Annotated in this window: 14 protein-coding genes and 1 pseudogene; 5 read left to right on the top strand and 10 right to left on the bottom strand. The window is 44.6% G+C overall.

Annotation, left to right across the window (positions count from 1 at the left end; all coding sequences use genetic code 11):
- The first annotated feature begins 173 nt into the window (after positions 1 to 173).
- Positions 174 to 599 carry a hypothetical protein gene (locus D7M11_RS24030; RefSeq protein ID WP_120749804.1) on the top strand — a complete coding sequence of 142 codons (426 nt, stop codon included), beginning with the start codon at positions 174 to 176 and terminating at the stop codon, positions 597 to 599.
- A gap of 89 nt (positions 600 to 688) precedes the next feature.
- Here the strand turns inward: D7M11_RS24030 and D7M11_RS24025 are convergent, their stop codons facing one another.
- The 3 genes from D7M11_RS24025 to D7M11_RS24015 are packed head-to-tail and all read right to left on the bottom strand — an operon-like array spanning position 689 to position 2,580.
- Positions 689 to 1,402 (bottom strand): 2OG-Fe(II) oxygenase, encoded by a 714-nt coding sequence (locus D7M11_RS24025; protein WP_120749803.1) that lies wholly within the window; start codon positions 1,400 to 1,402, stop codon positions 689 to 691.
- Positions 1,395 to 1,961 (bottom strand): methylated-DNA--[protein]-cysteine S-methyltransferase, encoded by a 567-nt coding sequence (locus tag D7M11_RS24020; RefSeq protein ID WP_120749802.1) that lies wholly within the window; start codon positions 1,959 to 1,961, stop codon positions 1,395 to 1,397. Before D7M11_RS24020 ends, D7M11_RS24025 begins: the two co-directional genes overlap by 8 nt.
- Positions 1,945 to 2,580 (bottom strand): bifunctional transcriptional activator/DNA repair enzyme AdaA, encoded by a 636-nt coding sequence (locus D7M11_RS24015; protein ID WP_420818440.1) that lies wholly within the window; start codon positions 2,578 to 2,580, stop codon positions 1,945 to 1,947. Before D7M11_RS24015 ends, D7M11_RS24020 begins: the two co-directional genes overlap by 17 nt.
- A 262-nt stretch (positions 2,581 to 2,842) precedes the next feature.
- On the opposite strand from D7M11_RS24015, the gene D7M11_RS24010 reads away from it, so the two are divergent.
- On the top strand, positions 2,843 to 3,955 hold the full coding sequence (locus tag D7M11_RS24010) for an Ada metal-binding domain-containing protein (RefSeq protein ID WP_120749800.1): 1,113 nt from the start codon (positions 2,843 to 2,845) through the stop codon (positions 3,953 to 3,955).
- Positions 3,956 to 4,053: 98 nt separating this feature from the next.
- Here D7M11_RS24010 and D7M11_RS24005 read toward each other — a convergent pair whose 3' ends face one another.
- Together D7M11_RS24005 and D7M11_RS24000 are read right to left on the bottom strand one after the other, a co-directional pair.
- Positions 4,054 to 4,293, bottom strand: coding sequence for a helix-turn-helix transcriptional regulator (locus tag D7M11_RS24005; protein ID WP_120749799.1), 240 nt, complete (start codon positions 4,291 to 4,293; stop codon positions 4,054 to 4,056).
- A complete protein-coding gene (locus D7M11_RS24000) occupies positions 4,290 to 4,529 on the bottom strand; it encodes a hypothetical protein (RefSeq protein WP_120749798.1) in 240 nt (79 codons plus the stop codon). Before D7M11_RS24000 ends, D7M11_RS24005 begins: the two co-directional genes overlap by 4 nt.
- 147 nt (positions 4,530 to 4,676) lie before the next feature.
- Here D7M11_RS24000 and D7M11_RS23995 point away from each other — a divergent pair, with 147 nt between their 5' ends.
- Positions 4,677 to 4,946 carry a helix-turn-helix domain-containing protein gene (locus D7M11_RS23995; protein WP_240041283.1) on the top strand — a complete coding sequence of 90 codons (270 nt, stop codon included), beginning with the start codon at positions 4,677 to 4,679 and terminating at the stop codon, positions 4,944 to 4,946.
- Between the two features lie 226 nt (positions 4,947 to 5,172).
- Here D7M11_RS23995 and D7M11_RS23990 read toward each other — a convergent pair whose 3' ends face one another.
- Entirely contained in the window at positions 5,173 to 6,351 is a 1,179-nt protein-coding gene (locus D7M11_RS23990) for a hypothetical protein (protein WP_120749797.1), read from the bottom strand.
- 106 nt (positions 6,352 to 6,457) lie between these two features.
- Here D7M11_RS23990 and D7M11_RS23985 point away from each other — a divergent pair, with 106 nt between their 5' ends.
- Together D7M11_RS23985 and D7M11_RS38270 are read left to right on the top strand one after the other, a co-directional pair.
- Entirely contained in the window at positions 6,458 to 7,561 is a 1,104-nt protein-coding gene (locus D7M11_RS23985; protein ID WP_120749796.1) for a hypothetical protein, read from the top strand.
- 4 nt (positions 7,562 to 7,565) lie between these two features.
- Positions 7,566 to 7,709, top strand: a pseudogene (locus D7M11_RS38270) (site-specific integrase); the annotation flags it as partial.
- Positions 7,710 to 7,786: 77 nt separating this feature from the next.
- On the opposite strand, the gene D7M11_RS23975 reads toward D7M11_RS38270, so the two are convergent.
- The 4 genes from D7M11_RS23975 to hsdR form a co-directional block, all read right to left on the bottom strand.
- Positions 7,787 to 8,584 (bottom strand): hypothetical protein, encoded by a 798-nt coding sequence (locus D7M11_RS23975; protein WP_120749795.1) that lies wholly within the window; start codon positions 8,582 to 8,584, stop codon positions 7,787 to 7,789.
- A 596-nt stretch (positions 8,585 to 9,180) separates the two neighbouring features.
- The gene (locus D7M11_RS23970; RefSeq protein ID WP_120749794.1) at positions 9,181 to 10,584 is read right to left on the bottom strand and encodes a restriction endonuclease subunit S; all 1,404 of its coding nucleotides are present in this window, start codon (positions 10,582 to 10,584) and stop codon (positions 9,181 to 9,183) included.
- The gene (locus D7M11_RS23965; RefSeq protein WP_120749793.1) at positions 10,584 to 12,002 is read right to left on the bottom strand and encodes a class I SAM-dependent DNA methyltransferase; all 1,419 of its coding nucleotides are present in this window, start codon (positions 12,000 to 12,002) and stop codon (positions 10,584 to 10,586) included. The genes D7M11_RS23970 and D7M11_RS23965 overlap by 1 nt, the downstream gene beginning before the upstream one ends.
- Positions 11,999 to 15,262 (bottom strand): type I restriction-modification system endonuclease, encoded by a 3,264-nt coding sequence (gene hsdR / locus D7M11_RS23960; RefSeq protein ID WP_120749792.1) that lies wholly within the window; start codon positions 15,260 to 15,262, stop codon positions 11,999 to 12,001. Before hsdR ends, D7M11_RS23965 begins: the two co-directional genes overlap by 4 nt.
- Between the last annotated feature and the right edge of the window lie 130 nt (positions 15,263 to 15,392).

Here is a 15,392-nt window from a genome sequence, read left to right as displayed (position 1 = left end):
GATGAGCAGCGCAATGCGAAAAAGGACTCTTGCGGAGTCCTGCACTTTGGGGTTTGTTGTATTACATTTTCGTTGTTCAACCGACTTACAAATGCTACCATAATACAAAAAGACGATAGGACAAGAACTTTTAAACATTTAAGGTCCTTATCCTTCGACGACGGTGACTATTTATGAAGAAAACCATTGTGCTTTTTGGTTTGGTTGTTGCGGCAATTGCGATGCTTTTTATGGCAATAATCTTTAATAGCAGCAAAGACCCTCATTCGGCGCGTCATGCCAAGGCCCGAACTACAATTGAACAATTTTATAATGCCTTTAAACATAATATCGGAGACACTATTCCCTATCTCACTACTTCCCCTGCGTACTTGGCAAACTATCGATTTTATTACGGGGATATTCAAGGTTATACCATTTCATCGATCAAGGATGCAGATTCCGATCATAAAATAGCAGTCGTACAAGTTAAAACGGAAAAAAGCGATGGAAGCGAAGTTACATACACGGACACCTTACAGCTCGCGGAAGTAGGCGGTACATGGTTGATCAGCAAATATACAACCAACAGTACTGAAGGCTGGCCGACTCTGCCTTAATAACTAACTTGGCCTTTGCAGCGACTCCTCCCCACTCTGCCTTGGTCCATGCAACCCGCCTCCATCCGGGTACAACGGACATCCACTTCCTACTTCGCATCATGAAAAATAACGCCGAGACTGTATCTCGTCCCCGAAGTCACCGTGCTCACGCCATGCCGCAGCGTCGTTCGGTAGTACCCGCGTGAGCCTTCGACCGGGCGGTAATTCGTCGGGAAAATCAATCCCGCGCCCTGCTCGATCGCAATCGAGTGCCCGCGGCTTTGGGCCCTGGGCCGCTGTTCTACAAGCAGAAATTGTCCCCCCGCGTAATCGACCTCCTGCTGGTTCAAGGCAAACACCACTTGGAACGGGAAATAAACATCGCCGTACAAATCCTGATGCAAACAGTTGTATCCCCCGGCTTCATATTTCAAAATTAGCGGCGTCGAGCGCTCTTGGCCTTGCCTATGGCAGTCATCCAGAAATTCGGCCAGCGTGTCCGGGTAGACGGCATCTTGCCCAAGGCGCTCGAACCAGCGGTTGGCCGTCTTCGCAAGCTCGGGGTACAGCCCTTCGCGAAGCTGCTGCAGCACATCCGGGAGCGGCGACTCGTAATATTTGTACTCGCCGAGCCCAAACCGGTAGCGGGCCATGCTGATCGTGCTGCGGAACCGCTCTTCCTGCCCGTACGTATCCATTAACTCCCGGCACTGCACCGCATCCAGCAAAACGGGCAGCGAAGCAAAGCCCTGCTCGTCCAGCATCCGCTGCAAGGAATCCCAATCGAGAGCGGTCAGCCGCTGCGCCAAGCTTTCAGACATGCAGCGCCCCCCTCTCAGCCGTGGAACGGTCGCTCGCGGATAAGCCATCGCGCTCCAGCCGCAGCAGCTCCGTTTTCATCTCCAGGCCGCCCCGGTAACCGGTAAGTGTGCCATTTTTGCCGATGACCCGATGGCACGGTACCGTGACCAGCACCGGGTTTGCGCCGATCGCCGCCCCGACCGCCCTAACCGCAGCCGGCTTGCGAATCCGTTCGGCAATATCCGAATATGAGCACGTTTGCCCGTACGGGATGTCGCGGAGCGCATTCCAAACGTCGAGTTGAAACGAAGTGCCCCGCAAGTCGAAAGGAACCGTAACGCTCGTGCGACGCCCCTGCAAATATTCGCTCAGCTCCGCGGCATACGGCTGCAGCCTCTCCTCGTCCCGAACCAACGTCGCCCCCGGCAAACGGCTGCTCACCCACTCGCTCATTTCCTCAAACGGCTTGTTCGGCGAGCCCACATAACAAAGCCCCGCCGATGTCGCCGCCACATGCAGTGTCCAGCCCCTATAAACAAGCAACGTCCAATATACAGTCATGTCAGATTTCGCTCCCACTCGGAAGCACCTCCTCGATCGTTTCGTTATTCGCTTTGCGGTAGTCGCCGGGCGTTTGCCCCGTGACTGTTCTGAACAATGTAGTAAAATACGCCGGATTCGGCACCCCTACCGCCAGCGCAATATCCGCAACCGTCCGGTTCGTCCGAAGCAAAAGCTCGGCCGCTTTCGCGACTCTCGTCCGCTGGACATACTCGACCGGCGTTTGTCCCGTGATCCGCTTGAACGTCCGGTGCAGATGGTACGGACTGCCGTGGCACATATCTGCGAGCACATGCAACGTCAACGTTTCGGCGTAGTTCGCCTCGATGCAAAGCTTGATCTGAGCTACCCATTCCTGATCGGGCAGACGCTCGCCGGTCGGCTTACACCGCTTGCACGGCCGAAACTCGGCGTCCAGCGCTTGCCGTGCGTTCGAGAAGATGCGAACGTTCGCCCGGTTCGGCTCCCGAGACTTACAGGAGGGCTTACAAAAAATGCCCGTCGTCCGCACCGCATAAATAAACCGGTCGTCATACGAAGCATCGCAGCGGACAATTGCCTCCCACAGCTCCTCGGGGATCGGCGCTGCTTCTTCATCCTTCCGTTCCGTGAACCCTCGCTCCGGATTCGCAAGCACCGTCACATCTGCCCGCCCTGACCTCTCCACTTTCCATCGTCCAACATCATTCCGCCCGTTCCCGTTCCCGACCGGCCTCCGGTCAGCTGCAGTACCTTCCCGTCCTTGCCCTTCTCGCGGCTTCATCGGGATCACCTCCACCCCCAGTATACCCCGGCGAGCGGCCGTGTGAATCGTTTTACGAATAGAATAGCAAGATATCGAAAGGGAGCTGGGCCGTTTCTATGGTACAGTAATCGTACAGAGAAACGGAGGATGGACGATGAAACAAAGCCAGAGTACGGAAAACGCGGAGTGGGACGCTCCGTATGTAATCGGCGTCACGACGATGAGCATTTACTGCTTCCCTTGGTGCAAAGGGCGGCCCAAGCCGGAAAACACCGTTCGTTTCGAAACGAGAGCGGAAGCGGAGCAAGCCGGCTACCGGCCCTGCAAATCATGCTGCTCCACCCTGCCTCCGGGCGCTTGGGAAGATCATAAACACGAGCTGAAGCTATTCGTGTCGGGGCCGTTCAGCTTCGAACAGAACGTGAGCTACATGTCGCGGTCAACGAACGAATGCTTGTTTCAAATCAAGGACGGAAACATATATAAAGCGTTGTCGATCGAGGACGAGACGCCTGTTGTGGAAATTCGGGCGGATGACGAGCAGACGATCACCGTCCGCTTTCTGGGCGATACGACACCCGCCCGCAAATGGGTACGCGCCGCCGTCGCGCGCTACGTGAGGGATTGGCTCGACCTCGATACCGACCTGCTCCCTTTTTACGAGATGGCCCAAACCGACGCCCTGCTGCGGCAAGCAATCGTTTCGTTCCGCGGACTGCGTACGATCGGCATTCCCGATCTGTTCGAGGCACTCAGCTGGGGGATTATCGGGCAGCAGATCAACCTGGCGTTTGCATATACGCTGAAACGACGGCTCGTCGAAACATACGGCCGCCGAATCGAATGCGAAGGAGAGACATACTGGATCTTCCCGACCCCGCAGCAAATCACCGGGCTGACCGTCCAAGACATGGAGCCGCTGCGCATGACCGTCAAAAAATGCGAATACCTTATCCACGTCGCCGGGCTGATCGCCGAAGGCAAACTGACCAAAACGCAACTGCTCGGCGCAGGCAGCGCGAAAGCGGCGGAGAAAACACTCACCCAAATCCGCGGCATCGGCCCTTGGACGGCCCATTACGTCCTGATGCGCTGCCTGCGTTTCCCTTCGGCGTTCCCGATCGACGACGTCGGCCTGCATAATGCTATCAAGCACGTGCTCAGCATGGACCGCAAGCCGATGAAGGCGGAAATCCTGGAGCTTTCCGCCGGATGGACGAACTGGGAGTCGTACGCTACCTTTTATTTGTGGAGGTTTTTGTACTAGAGGGTGGTAATATGAAAAGAGTGGAAAAGCCGCTTCCGTCGTGTGACGTAGCGGCTTTTGGGTGTTTTTGCGTAGCGCTCGCCGATCGCGGACTTTAGTCAGAAGCAATGAACATCGACGATTCCCGGAAAGAGGGCGTCCGCTTCTTCCCCGACAATCTTCGCAAGTTGCAGCGCTATCGGTAAGCTGGCCCGGCTTTGCCCATTCTCGATTAACAAGTACCGGTTTGGCGACGAATACCCCAGCCTCATCGCCAGTTGCTTGGGCGTTAGCCCTCTCGCCCGCCTCGCTTCCCTCAGACGATGATTGATCTGCCCGAATCTCCAGTCATGATTCATTCCGAAAAGTGTATCGTTCGTTCAATGGCAGGATACTTTAGCGATGTCGGATGCGCCAGTGACACCGATACGAAGCACCGGTCCTCGTTAACAACCAACTGCTTGTGCATCGTCTTATACGTCACGCCGCCCATCGATACCGAATCCACCACTTCCAGGGCAAACAACAGCTGATTGACGTTCGGGACGTTTGTTTCCCAGGTTGAATCGTCTGGGAAGACCCAGTGTATGTTCATGGGGAAACCTCCTTTAATGTATATTGGGTAACATGAAATCAATAGAAGATCAATTAATTTGTAATTTATTTACTTTTTGTTGAATACTTTATCTGTTATTGGTTAGTATAGCAGAATGATAATGGTTTTAAAAGGAGTAATCCATCTTTGAGTGAACAGCCCATTATCATTAAACAAATCATTGGAAAAACCTTAAAGGCTATACGTATAAAGCAGAGTTTGAGTCAAGAAGATTTAGCACATGAATGCGGCGTAGATCGATCGTACATTTCTATGATTGAGGTAGGACGTAACGAACCTTCCGTTTCTAAAATATTTGATCTGTGTAGAGGGCTGAATATTAAGCCTTCGGAGTTTATCAAGTTGGTTGAAGTGGAATATCAGAGGTTTTTTCAGAGCAACGGGGAAAGTAAATAAGAGCGGGACGATTGGAGGAACCTTTTCGTCACGCTCTATTTTTTTATTTTGGAACTATGTATATGCACCGTATGCGGGAGGCGGCCCCTCCGCCACGGCGTCTGTTATAGTCGCTTTATGTCGCGTAGAATCAAGGTTGGCACAATTCCTTTCCCTTTGCTTCACTTGATTTATCATGACTTATTACGAATTTTTGCCAGTTTTACGGCAGTAGGGACCGGAAGAATTATTCATCTTCTAATTCCTCAAATTGTACATAATGAGCTAAATAGGATATATCTTTTTTATCATTGGCAATGGTTTTACAAACATCACCTGCAACTGTAGATATTAATTTCTTTTCTCCATTCTTAGTTGAATAAATTACGGATAGTATTTCTTTGGGAGAAATGCACCATACATTATATAAAAATTGCGAAGAATGAATTTTTCTTTGCTGTTGATCTTTTTGATTGAGGGAACCGTCGTTCATTAAATCATTAATCATAACAGTAACTGAATTATCTTCTTCATGAAACTGAATAAGATGAAATCCTTGGCTCATTAAGGATATTCTAAACTGATTAATCAGCATTGGTTTTCTAAATTCTATAGATTTTTGTGTAGTGGCTTGTTTAAGTAAACTTATATTTTCGAGGTTATCAAAAACAAAAATACACCGAGCTATATTGAATACGTTAGATGCTCTTACAACTTGATGGACGTAACTTTTCAGTTCATCTAAAGTTACTTCAAACTTCACTTTTTGCTTACCATAACTGCAAATAATCATGTTACCTTCTATTTCGTATGAATGATGGTAGGCAATATTTCTCCAATCCGATAGTTTTAAGGGCAAAGGATTAGTCTTCAATAATTTAGTGAACTTATTTTGATCTAGTATATTGCTTAATGCCACACCAAAATCATATTTCTGGATTTTTTCATAATCATAAGTTTTGCCGTCTATAAGTCTCATTAACGCATAAATTTCATAAACAATATGTTTCGTTCCGATTTCAAGATTATCGCCCATATGTTTCATATAAGTAATAACTGAGTCGTAAAAATCCGAAATTTGCCCACTAGGGGTATTCTGCTTTACTGTCCACATTAGGTTTTCTTTTTGCGAAAATTCTTTGTGGGTAGACAAGACAATATTTAATGTTTCTACTGAATTTGTACTATTAGCATCTCGATAGCATGCTAAAACTTCTTTCAATCCATTTAGAAACACTTCATCGTAATGATATCTCACTACAAATTCAAATGTAGACAAAATTTCGCTCGAAGTAGCATGCTTAATTAATTTATCATGATTATCAAAATACTCAGACAAATGACTTACTATAGCTTCTTTGACAGCTAATGGTCGATACCCAGAAGTAATAAAATCTTGCAACATCTCTATAATTTTATCACTCATACAATTACTCCTTATCGCCTATTCGCCTTGTAGCTCATTTCAGTTAATTATAGAATGATTAGAATGGAATTCAAATGAATTGCCACATGTCACGAGGAGGGTTGATATGTACAATTTTCTTTCAAGAGAATTAAACACAACCAATAATCAGTTTACAAAGCAACGATGGCAATTCAAAGGAGACATGAGTTTTCCCAAATCAATTCACTTTAATATACTTAGAACAATCGAAACCGACATAAAACAAATATATTCACAAAAAGATGTCAGGAAGTTCAAAGCGATATTATTTATGCTCTATGAATATGCTAATTATCAACGTACCGAGGGAGAACAGAAACAGGCTATTAGCGCATATGAATACTTCATGCACGAATCAAGTCAAAAAGGCATGTATTACAACGGATTCAGAGAATTTCATGAGTCATTAGATTATACAGAAATCTTCTACAACCTTGCTTTTTTATATCATGAGTTGGGCGACTTTGAAAAAGGAATGCATAATTTCGCTAAAGCAGATGAGGAGTACAGTAAACGGAATAAAGTGGAAATTGGTCAACTCTTAGTTGAAATGATTGATAAAAAAGGAACTCCGTTTTGGAATTTTAGCAACCACCTTTGCCAAAATTGTGGAGGTTACGATAGCTTCGGTAAACCTTTCAGTTATCAAGCCTTGTTCGGCAAAAAATTTGAAGCAAAAGAAGTAAGATTACTACTGGATGATTTGCCCCTCTTACTTAAATTGCAGTTTGTTCTATCCGTAGAAGAGTTCTGGAATGTGTACTCTTATAGCTATAATATCATGAAAGGCTTGAGAATTAATCGGTTTCTTGGTAATCTCGTATGGATTTTGGAGGCCTACTCCAAATATAAATTAGGGAAAGAGCTTATAAATTTCAAGAATATTCTTGATGAATTAATCAAAAAAAACTCAGAACTCCATCAAAGGTTTAATACCCTCTTAAATAATACCAAAAATTTGAAAACAAATGATAGACTAATAGCCCTGAACAAGATAATAGATAACGATCAAGATTTGTTAAATAAAAAGGCTGCATGCTTCGTAGTGGCATACCAATTTAGAAATCATACTGCCCATAACCTTATCGAGGAATTTCTTTTATTTAAGGATAGTGCTTATAATAAAAGAATTTTTTGTTGTATTCTTTGGGTATTCTTCATCATCTGTAATGATTTCAATAATGTTTAAGGTAGAACGGCTTGGGCACGGCAGCATCACCACGACGATGAACATCTACGGCCACGCCCTGCGCTCCGCCGACCAAGCCGCCGCCGATAAGTTTGAAAATTTGTTTTCGCTTGATGCTAAAAGGGAAGAGAAAAAGACGTTGGGGTGATGGGTGCCCGGCGTCTCTTTTGTTGCTTCAGCTATATATCTTGTATCAACTAACCTTTTTAAGAACTAAAATGCTATTCACTTTTGATGGTTCAAATTTTCCGTCAAAAAAGCAAGCGTCGATATTGCATTGAACAGTTTTATACAATCAATCTCTGTTATTTTTCTATGAGTCATACCGTGCATAAGCCAGTTTCTTTCCAAATAATCTGGTTCAACTTTTTTGTCAAACGGTTTTTTACCATCGAAAAAGGATTTAATATATCCATCAAGTGAAGATAGGACTACAAGGTATTCGTAAAACTTATTTAAAAGCTGCTTGTATTCGTTATCAAAAGCATTCTGTAATTTCTGAGTAACTGCCTCATCGTAAAATTTGGTGACCTGTTGCCTCCAAACTTCAACTGGGCATTCTCTAATAGAGCCTTCCAAAATAGCAGTAAGCATCATTGCACATGAAATGTATCTTTTTTCAAAAAAGAGCTCTTTAGCCTCATAAATCCACATATAAAACCGATGAGGGATACTTAAATATGAGCGTGCTATTATATCAATAAGTAAATGATTGTTGTTCATTGTAAAGTATTCTTGGATTGCATCAGCGGAATTGCTTTTCAACTTTTCATACCATGTGTACGGAATAGTTTCTCCTTTACTTAAATTGACTTCCCAATAGGGGGATATTACCCAGCCGGATAAGCCTAACTCCTTGCATTTTGCTTGCAATTCCTTTGATTTGTCGTCCTCCTTTAGGTTAGGGTCATACCCAAGGACAGCTAGAATAGTTCCTAAACTTGAACCAGAAGTTTGGTTTTTGTGAGTAAAATAATTATGAAGTAGTAGAAGTTCATAAATAGAAATTTTCTCATCTTCCATTGTAACTTCCCCTTACGTCTTGGGTACTATCTCTGCTATAAGTTTTAGTTCCTTTGATATTCTTTACCATGCCTTCCCTTGCAGTTTTAATTTTACGGCAACCCTCCAAAACCGCCTCTGTTACACCTATGCCCATGAATCTGTACCACTCCGAAATTCCTTATATATCAATCCCTTTCACCATCTGTACCACTCCAAACCAGCAACGAGACGGCTTCCGTATGCACCGTATGCGGGAAAATGTGGGTGTTGTTTGGGGTCAGTATTAGTTGGCTAAAACCCTTGGTTTATTATATGGGTTTTATTTGTGGCATATTGTTCTATTTGTGTACAGTTCATTGATTGTTGACATTGTTCGTCAACAATTCGTCAACAGGTACTAGAATATTACGTAAAGGGGTTAAACCTGATCTCATCGCTGCCAGTGTGGTACGTGCGATATCCTCCTGTGAACCGAAATGTCCGAAAGTCTGCTGTAGTGCGGGTTTTCGGACTTCGGTCTGTCTTTCCGTCCTCGGATTCCCGTCTATATTCTAGGGTTCGTGATCATGGATGTGATTACAATACACCATCTTGGCACTCTTACTTGGGTTCTATTACTGTGGTAACACTACTTCTTTTAGCAATTCCAATGCACTTTCTTCACTTGGATCGTTGGTACCAAGTTCACCGCGAAAGGCGCGGGCAAGGATGGATTTTTTCATCTGATCGATTTGATCGAGTAGCAGTTCCAGTTTATATTTTGCGGATTGCTCCTTTTCTATTAGGGTGTCAAGAATACGCACGATTTCTTGCTGTTCTATGATACTGGGACAAAACACTGGGAACGCTTTTAATTGTGTAGAATTAATTGAAGCCAGATTGGTTGTCTGCTTTGAGCAACTTAAAAAGTAGCTTTTTCCGTATCGACTGCTTGCTAAATAAGCCAAATAGAAAGAGTTTAAAACTGTTGGCTCAGGACGAACGGCAAAAACATGATTTTGATGCAAGCAATTTTCTATTTCTGCTCTCCAAACAGTACCTCGTCCGAGCTTGTCATAATCACCACCCTCAGTAAATAGTACATCACCTTCTTTTAAACGATAGCGTTCAATCTTATCTTTTTCCACAGTAATTAGTTTGATTTCAGAAAGATCCAAATAGCCATCTTGGACATTCGCAACCCGTAGATAAGGCATGGTGGTTGTAACTGAATTGATTTGTTTTCCTTTTGCTAAGCCTGTTTGAATGTACGCTAGTTTGGATAACGGCATAGTCTTCCAACTATCCATACTCAGACTATGACCTTCACGCCACTTCGCAGTAAGTTCACCCGTGAATGCTTTGTGTAGAATAGCTGCTTTACGTGTTTCAAAGCTATCTAAAGCATTTTGTGCCAATTCCTTTGCCTGATCAAGCTTTATAAACAGGCTTTCAATACAATCAACGATACGTTGTTGTTCAGCAAGCGGCGGAAGTGGTACAAGCATATTTATGACTGTCGAAGTATTTAGTTCAATTTGGTTTGTCGTACCAGTTGCTCTGTCCTCAATCCCATCTTGCACTCTTGGGCTACATAGATAAAAGTATGCATATTTGTTATTTACCTTACTAATTCGCACCACTGTTACATGCGAATCAGCCACTACCTTGTCATAGCCACTCAGTTCATCATTATAAATATTTAATCGACCAATAGTACCTGTTCCAGTAGAATTCCAAAGTATATCCCCTACTTGTATAAACCTCTCTTCCCCGTATGTGTTAATGGACTCAGGATTGATGAACTTTACAACACTACTATCAAATCCATCCCATTGAATACATTTTTGTGATATCACAGGAAACTTTTGATTCTCTGAGTATTTGGGACTCTTTCCTCTTTGAATATAATCGGACAGTGTTCCCAATCTCGTCCAAAGCCAATTCTCAGGCACCTCATATGGCTGCTCATCCTCTGGTACTAACGCTTGCTCCAGCAATTCATTTGCCGATAAATTCTGCTTTTTGCTCTTAGCCATTAGCGACTAACCTCCAATGACTTTAGTTCCTTCACGACGCTCATGATCAAGTCAACAGCTTCTTCAAGCTGTGCTACAACTTCTTCACCACTCTCGATTGGATCAGAAAGATCGTCATAGTCAAGAACGCTATCATCACGAATAAGGCCAAGATCAAGACTGTTGCTCTTTTCTCGGATTTGCTCCCGTGTATATACGTTCCAACGCTCATCTTGTACCTTCCAACGGTCTTCCGCATTATATGCCGCGATAAATGCATCAAAATGCTGTTCCTTGAGCGGGGTCGTTTTGCCGAATGAAGGCATATTGGTGCGTAAATCATAGAACCATACTTCTTTAGTATTGTCTTTATCTGTTTTGCCGCGGGTAAAGAAGAGAACGTTTGTCTTTACTCCTTGAGCATAGAAAATCCCTGTAGGTAGACGCAAAATCGTATGCAGGCTGCACTTGTCCATTAAGTCGTTACGGATAGAAGCACCGTCACCATCTGCAAACAATACGTTATCTGGAAGTACGACGGCTGCTCTCGCTTTATCATTCGCATTCAAACTACGATATATATGCTGCAAGAAGTTTAACTGCTTGTTTGATGTCGGATAAGTGAAGTCATCACGTGTCGCACGTTCGCCGCCTTTTTTCGTTCCAAATGGTGGATTCGTGAGCACAACATCAAAGTCCTTCATTGTCTTCCCTTGATTAGACAAAGTATCACCTAGCTTGATCTGTCCTTCGATATCATGTAACATTGCATTCATCAAGGCCAAACGATGTGTTTCATGCACAAGCTCAGAGCCTGAAAATGCATGTTTCCGCTGGAATTCCTGCAATTCAGGCGATAGCGTAAACAGATCATCCGTCTGATCCTTGACATGACGGTCTGCTGCGATCATAAAGCCGAATGTACCGCAGGCAGGGTCATTGCACCGCTCGCCTGGCTTCGGATCAACAAGCTTCGTCATCACGTCAATCAAGACACGGGGAGTAAAGTATTGTCCAGCACCAGACTTCTTCTCGTTTGCATTTTTCTCAAGCAAACCCTCGTACAGGTTGCCTAGCCCCTCTTCTTTAGCCGAATACCAGTCGAGTGCGTCAATCGAAGTAATGAGCTTCTCAAGGTTCTTGGGCTCATCGATGTTAGAAGATGCCCCTGCATAAATTTCACGTACTCGCCCTGTGGTATTCTCACCTAAGTGATTGAGCAACTCCTTATAGAATTTCTTAAGATCAATGCCCTTTGGCTTAAGTAGTTGATCCCATCGATACTGCTCAGGGATTTCCTTTTCCGTCTCCGTTTCTTTCGCCATCTTCAAGAACAAGATATAGGTAAGCTCCGTTACGTACTGATGATACGTAATGCCGTCATCTCGGAGAACGTTACATAAGTTCCATAGTTTCGATACGATCTCTTGATTGTTCACGCTGATTGTCCCCCGTCTTCAAATAAGTACTGATTAATGTCTGTAATAATGGTATCGAGTTGATCGCGGAAAATCTTATTCATACGAATATAGCCGCCTTGATTCTTGAATGCACCCGTGTTAAATAGATCACGGTCCAATAACGGCTCGTGCAACAATACCGTTTCAATTCGTCCTAGCCAATCCAGCTCCATCTTACTAAAAGAGTGCTTCTGCTTCAGCTTGGTAATTGCATGTTTCGTGCGTTCAGTTCGGCCGACCAACGCAGATCCAAGCGCTTCCTTGCGAATAAAGCTAATGATGTCGGCTGTAATGTCCTCATTAGACAACTGCTTCCAAGCAGTATTCAGCTGCTGTTCCGTAAACCCTTCTCGATCCAGCTCCAAACGCAAGCTCTTCAAGCTTTCCCGCGTAAGATCGCTTGGCCTTGTACAAACCACTTGGAGAGCGGCAATTTTGTTCATGTTGTTCGTAATGAATGATTTAAACTCATCCAAGTAATCTTTCGGCTTTAAACCTTTGCCATAACCACGTTCATGAGAGACGAGCTCATCCTCTTTATCCGAAATCACTACGGCTCTTGGTTTGCCACTTCGGCCTTCATTCATAATATCAAAGACTTTCCGATGATCAAGTACATAGGCTTTGGCTTGCTCAGCAGACATGTGTTTGACTTTCCCGATGAACTGGTCTGGTGTGTCGCCTTGCGCAATGTCTCTGAAATGGGCCATTGCATCTTTTGTCATGTTCCTCTTCTTGCGCTGCATTTTGGCCACAATGAGATCAATTTGATTTTGCAGCTGCTTCTCGGTCGGTAGCGCTTCAAGTCCATCCAGCAAATCATCAAAAGATGTAGAAGGCTGGATTACCACTTGTTTCATCGTATTAACATCCTCAAGCGATTCATATACACCAACGGGATCGTAGATTTCAAAATGCGTCTTGCCGATCTCAGGGCAGAGACGTGTAGCACGACCCATCATCTGTTCAAAGAGGATACGTGACTTGACCCGCCGCATAAAGATAAGGGTAGAAATCTTAGGCACATCAATGCCTGTCGTCAAGAGATCAACCGTAACGACGATATTGGGATAGCGTTCATTCTTGAATCTTTTGATCGCTTCTTGTACTTTCTTAGGATTCCCACCGCCGATGCTGCCTGTGATCTTCATGACCGCATCGTTGTCAACACCGTATGGCTTAAATATTCCCCTGAGCAAATCAACTATGGAATCTGCGTGTGCATCATCGACCGCAAAAATAAGAGTCTTCTCGTCGCCCTCAGGATTAATATCTTGAGCTATTTCAGTCAATACGGTGTGATTAAAATTCGGGGCAATTACCTGGCGGTTAAATTTCTCCACATCGAATTTTAACTCATCCTCTAGCTCGCCACTATTTGTAATTTCTCCCGTAACGGGATCGTAAATCGGAACAACTTCGCCTTTCTTATAGATGATTCCTTCTTTGCTTAGCTTGGTGACAATCGTATGTGGCGCATCGTGATCTACTAGGTGGCCTTCTACTACAGCACGACGATACGTGTAATTGAATACAGGCTGACCAAAAATCTGCGTCGTTTGAATGGCTGGCGTAGCCGTTAAACCAATTTTGACCGCATTAAAATAGTCGATGACCGCACTATACTTACTCATGTAATCTTCCTGATTGCGGTATACCAACTCATCGTCGCTAATTTCCTTGTCTAAGATATAGCCGCGGTGCGCTTCATCAACGATAATAAGGTCATAGTCTGAAACTGCAGGAATGATTTCTCCCTCATTATAAAGCACACGTTTGACCAAGCTCTGTACGGTGGCGACATGGACCTTGGTCTCTCTATCGATGTCTTTGTCACTGAGCTCCTTGATATTGTAGATGTTATGTAGTGTCATGAGCTCTTCGATTTTGACTTCCTTGAACACATCCTGCGCTTGCTCCCCCAACGAGGTACGGTCGACAAGGAACAAGATGCGCTGGAAACGGCCAGATTTCAAGAAACGATACAGCATACCTAAAATCGTTCGCGTCTTACCTGTACCCGTAGCCATCGATAATAGTACTTTTTCCTGTCCATTGATAATAGCTTGTTCAGTGGCTTCAATGGCCTCAATCTGGTATTCGCGAAGGTTGAGACCATCCGGGTCACGCAGTAAATCATAAGGCGTTGCACCCAGGGCTTGATCAGCTGTATCCGTATCTCTGTTCAACAACTCCGTAATACCTTCGGGACTCATCCAGCCTTGAAGGGCTTTGGAGATATTCGATTGTTTGCGTACATCGAGGAACCAGATACCCGATTTCGTCTCAAGCTGCTTCAAGTACTTCCGACCATTCGTTGCAAATACAAAAGGTACTTTATACTTACTCCAACTCCCCACCTGATAAGCGGCATGTTCTTCACTTACGGATTGTGCATATTCCTTGCATTGGTTATCGATTACGGATGGAATATCGGTGTACTGACGCTTCGCTTCAATAAAGCCGACCATTTGAAGACCTACAAATAAAGCGTAATCGGCATAACCGGATTTACCGCTGGAATTGCGTGTCGGCCATTCAGCAATTGCAAGGTTACGGCCTTTTTGTGGTTGAGTGCCTTTCGAATATCGTAAATGAACCGTATCTGCTTCCCATCCAACCTTACGTAGCTGCTCGTCGATAATGTACCTCGTTTGCACCTCGGAAAGTTGAAGTTGTTGGGCTGCGCGGCTGCCTCTTGAGGTACGCTCCTCAATCGTCATCGTTTGGGCTACTTTAGCTTGTTCAGCAAGCTTCGTCAGCTCTTCAATCCTAGTTTCTTTCTCACGAAGGATCGTTTCATAATCAACCTTAGCTTGAGACTTTTCAAGAGGCAGCACAAACCGTTGGGGACTATACTGCCAGTCTCCATAAGTTTGCATGAACCAAATGCTTAGCTCATGGGCCATGCCCATTAGAACTTTACATTGTTCAAGCGAATCATAGTTCGCATGCACTGCTTTATTCCGAGCCATACGCAAGCTGTATAAGATATCATCAATTTCGCGTGGTAGCAGTCCTTGGCCCTTCAGTAGCTTAATACGATTGGCGTGCGTGTTGTCGTAGCTTGGAGGTTGGATGCCATCAAACTGCATCATGAGGTTGACGATTGTTTCGCCCAGTAATCCTAATTTGATCAAGCAAGAATTAGGGTCCGAATAAATATATTCTTCTGCTGTTACGCCGATCTGAGCAAGTACAGGAAAGTTGCTTTCTAAGAATGTAAAATTAGACTTCATTCTTCTCCTCCTCGTGTACTACATTTCTCTCTCCCCGCATAAAACCAGAACGCTAATATGTCTTAAGCACCATTCCTATTTCGATATAAAGACGACAAGTTCCTTTAAATTAAATGTCCGAGGTGGATAA

Origin of the sequence: Paenibacillus ginsengarvi, assembly GCF_003626695.1 — a bacterium.
GTDB lineage: Bacteria > Bacillota > Bacilli > Paenibacillales > NBRC-103111 > Paenibacillus_AB > Paenibacillus_AB ginsengarvi.
The sequence above is the reverse complement of the archived record's forward strand: the minus strand, read 5'-3'. Positions and strand labels throughout refer to the sequence as shown.

Coding starts and splice junctions, on each gene's coding strand:
- D7M11_RS23970 (WP_120749794.1), bottom strand. CDS start 10,584: ATGGCTAAGAGCAAAAAGCAGAATTTATCGGCAAATGAATTGCTGGAG.
- D7M11_RS24025 (WP_120749803.1), bottom strand. CDS start 1,402: ATGTCTGAAAGCTTGGCGCAGCGGCTGACCGCTCTCGATTGGGATTCC.
- D7M11_RS23975 (WP_120749795.1), bottom strand. CDS start 8,584: ATGGAAGATGAGAAAATTTCTATTTATGAACTTCTACTACTTCATAAT.
- D7M11_RS24030 (WP_120749804.1), top strand. CDS start 174: ATGAAGAAAACCATTGTGCTTTTTGGTTTGGTTGTTGCGGCAATTGCG.
- D7M11_RS23990 (WP_120749797.1), bottom strand. CDS start 6,351: ATGAGTGATAAAATTATAGAGATGTTGCAAGATTTTATTACTTCTGGG.
- hsdR (WP_120749792.1), bottom strand. CDS start 15,262: ATGAAGTCTAATTTTACATTCTTAGAAAGCAACTTTCCTGTACTTGCT.
- D7M11_RS24000 (WP_120749798.1), bottom strand. CDS start 4,529: ATGAACATACACTGGGTCTTCCCAGACGATTCAACCTGGGAAACAAAC.
- D7M11_RS24010 (WP_120749800.1), top strand. CDS start 2,843: ATGAAACAAAGCCAGAGTACGGAAAACGCGGAGTGGGACGCTCCGTAT.
- D7M11_RS24005 (WP_120749799.1), bottom strand. CDS start 4,293: ATGAATCATGACTGGAGATTCGGGCAGATCAATCATCGTCTGAGGGAA.
- D7M11_RS23985 (WP_120749796.1), top strand. CDS start 6,458: ATGTACAATTTTCTTTCAAGAGAATTAAACACAACCAATAATCAGTTT.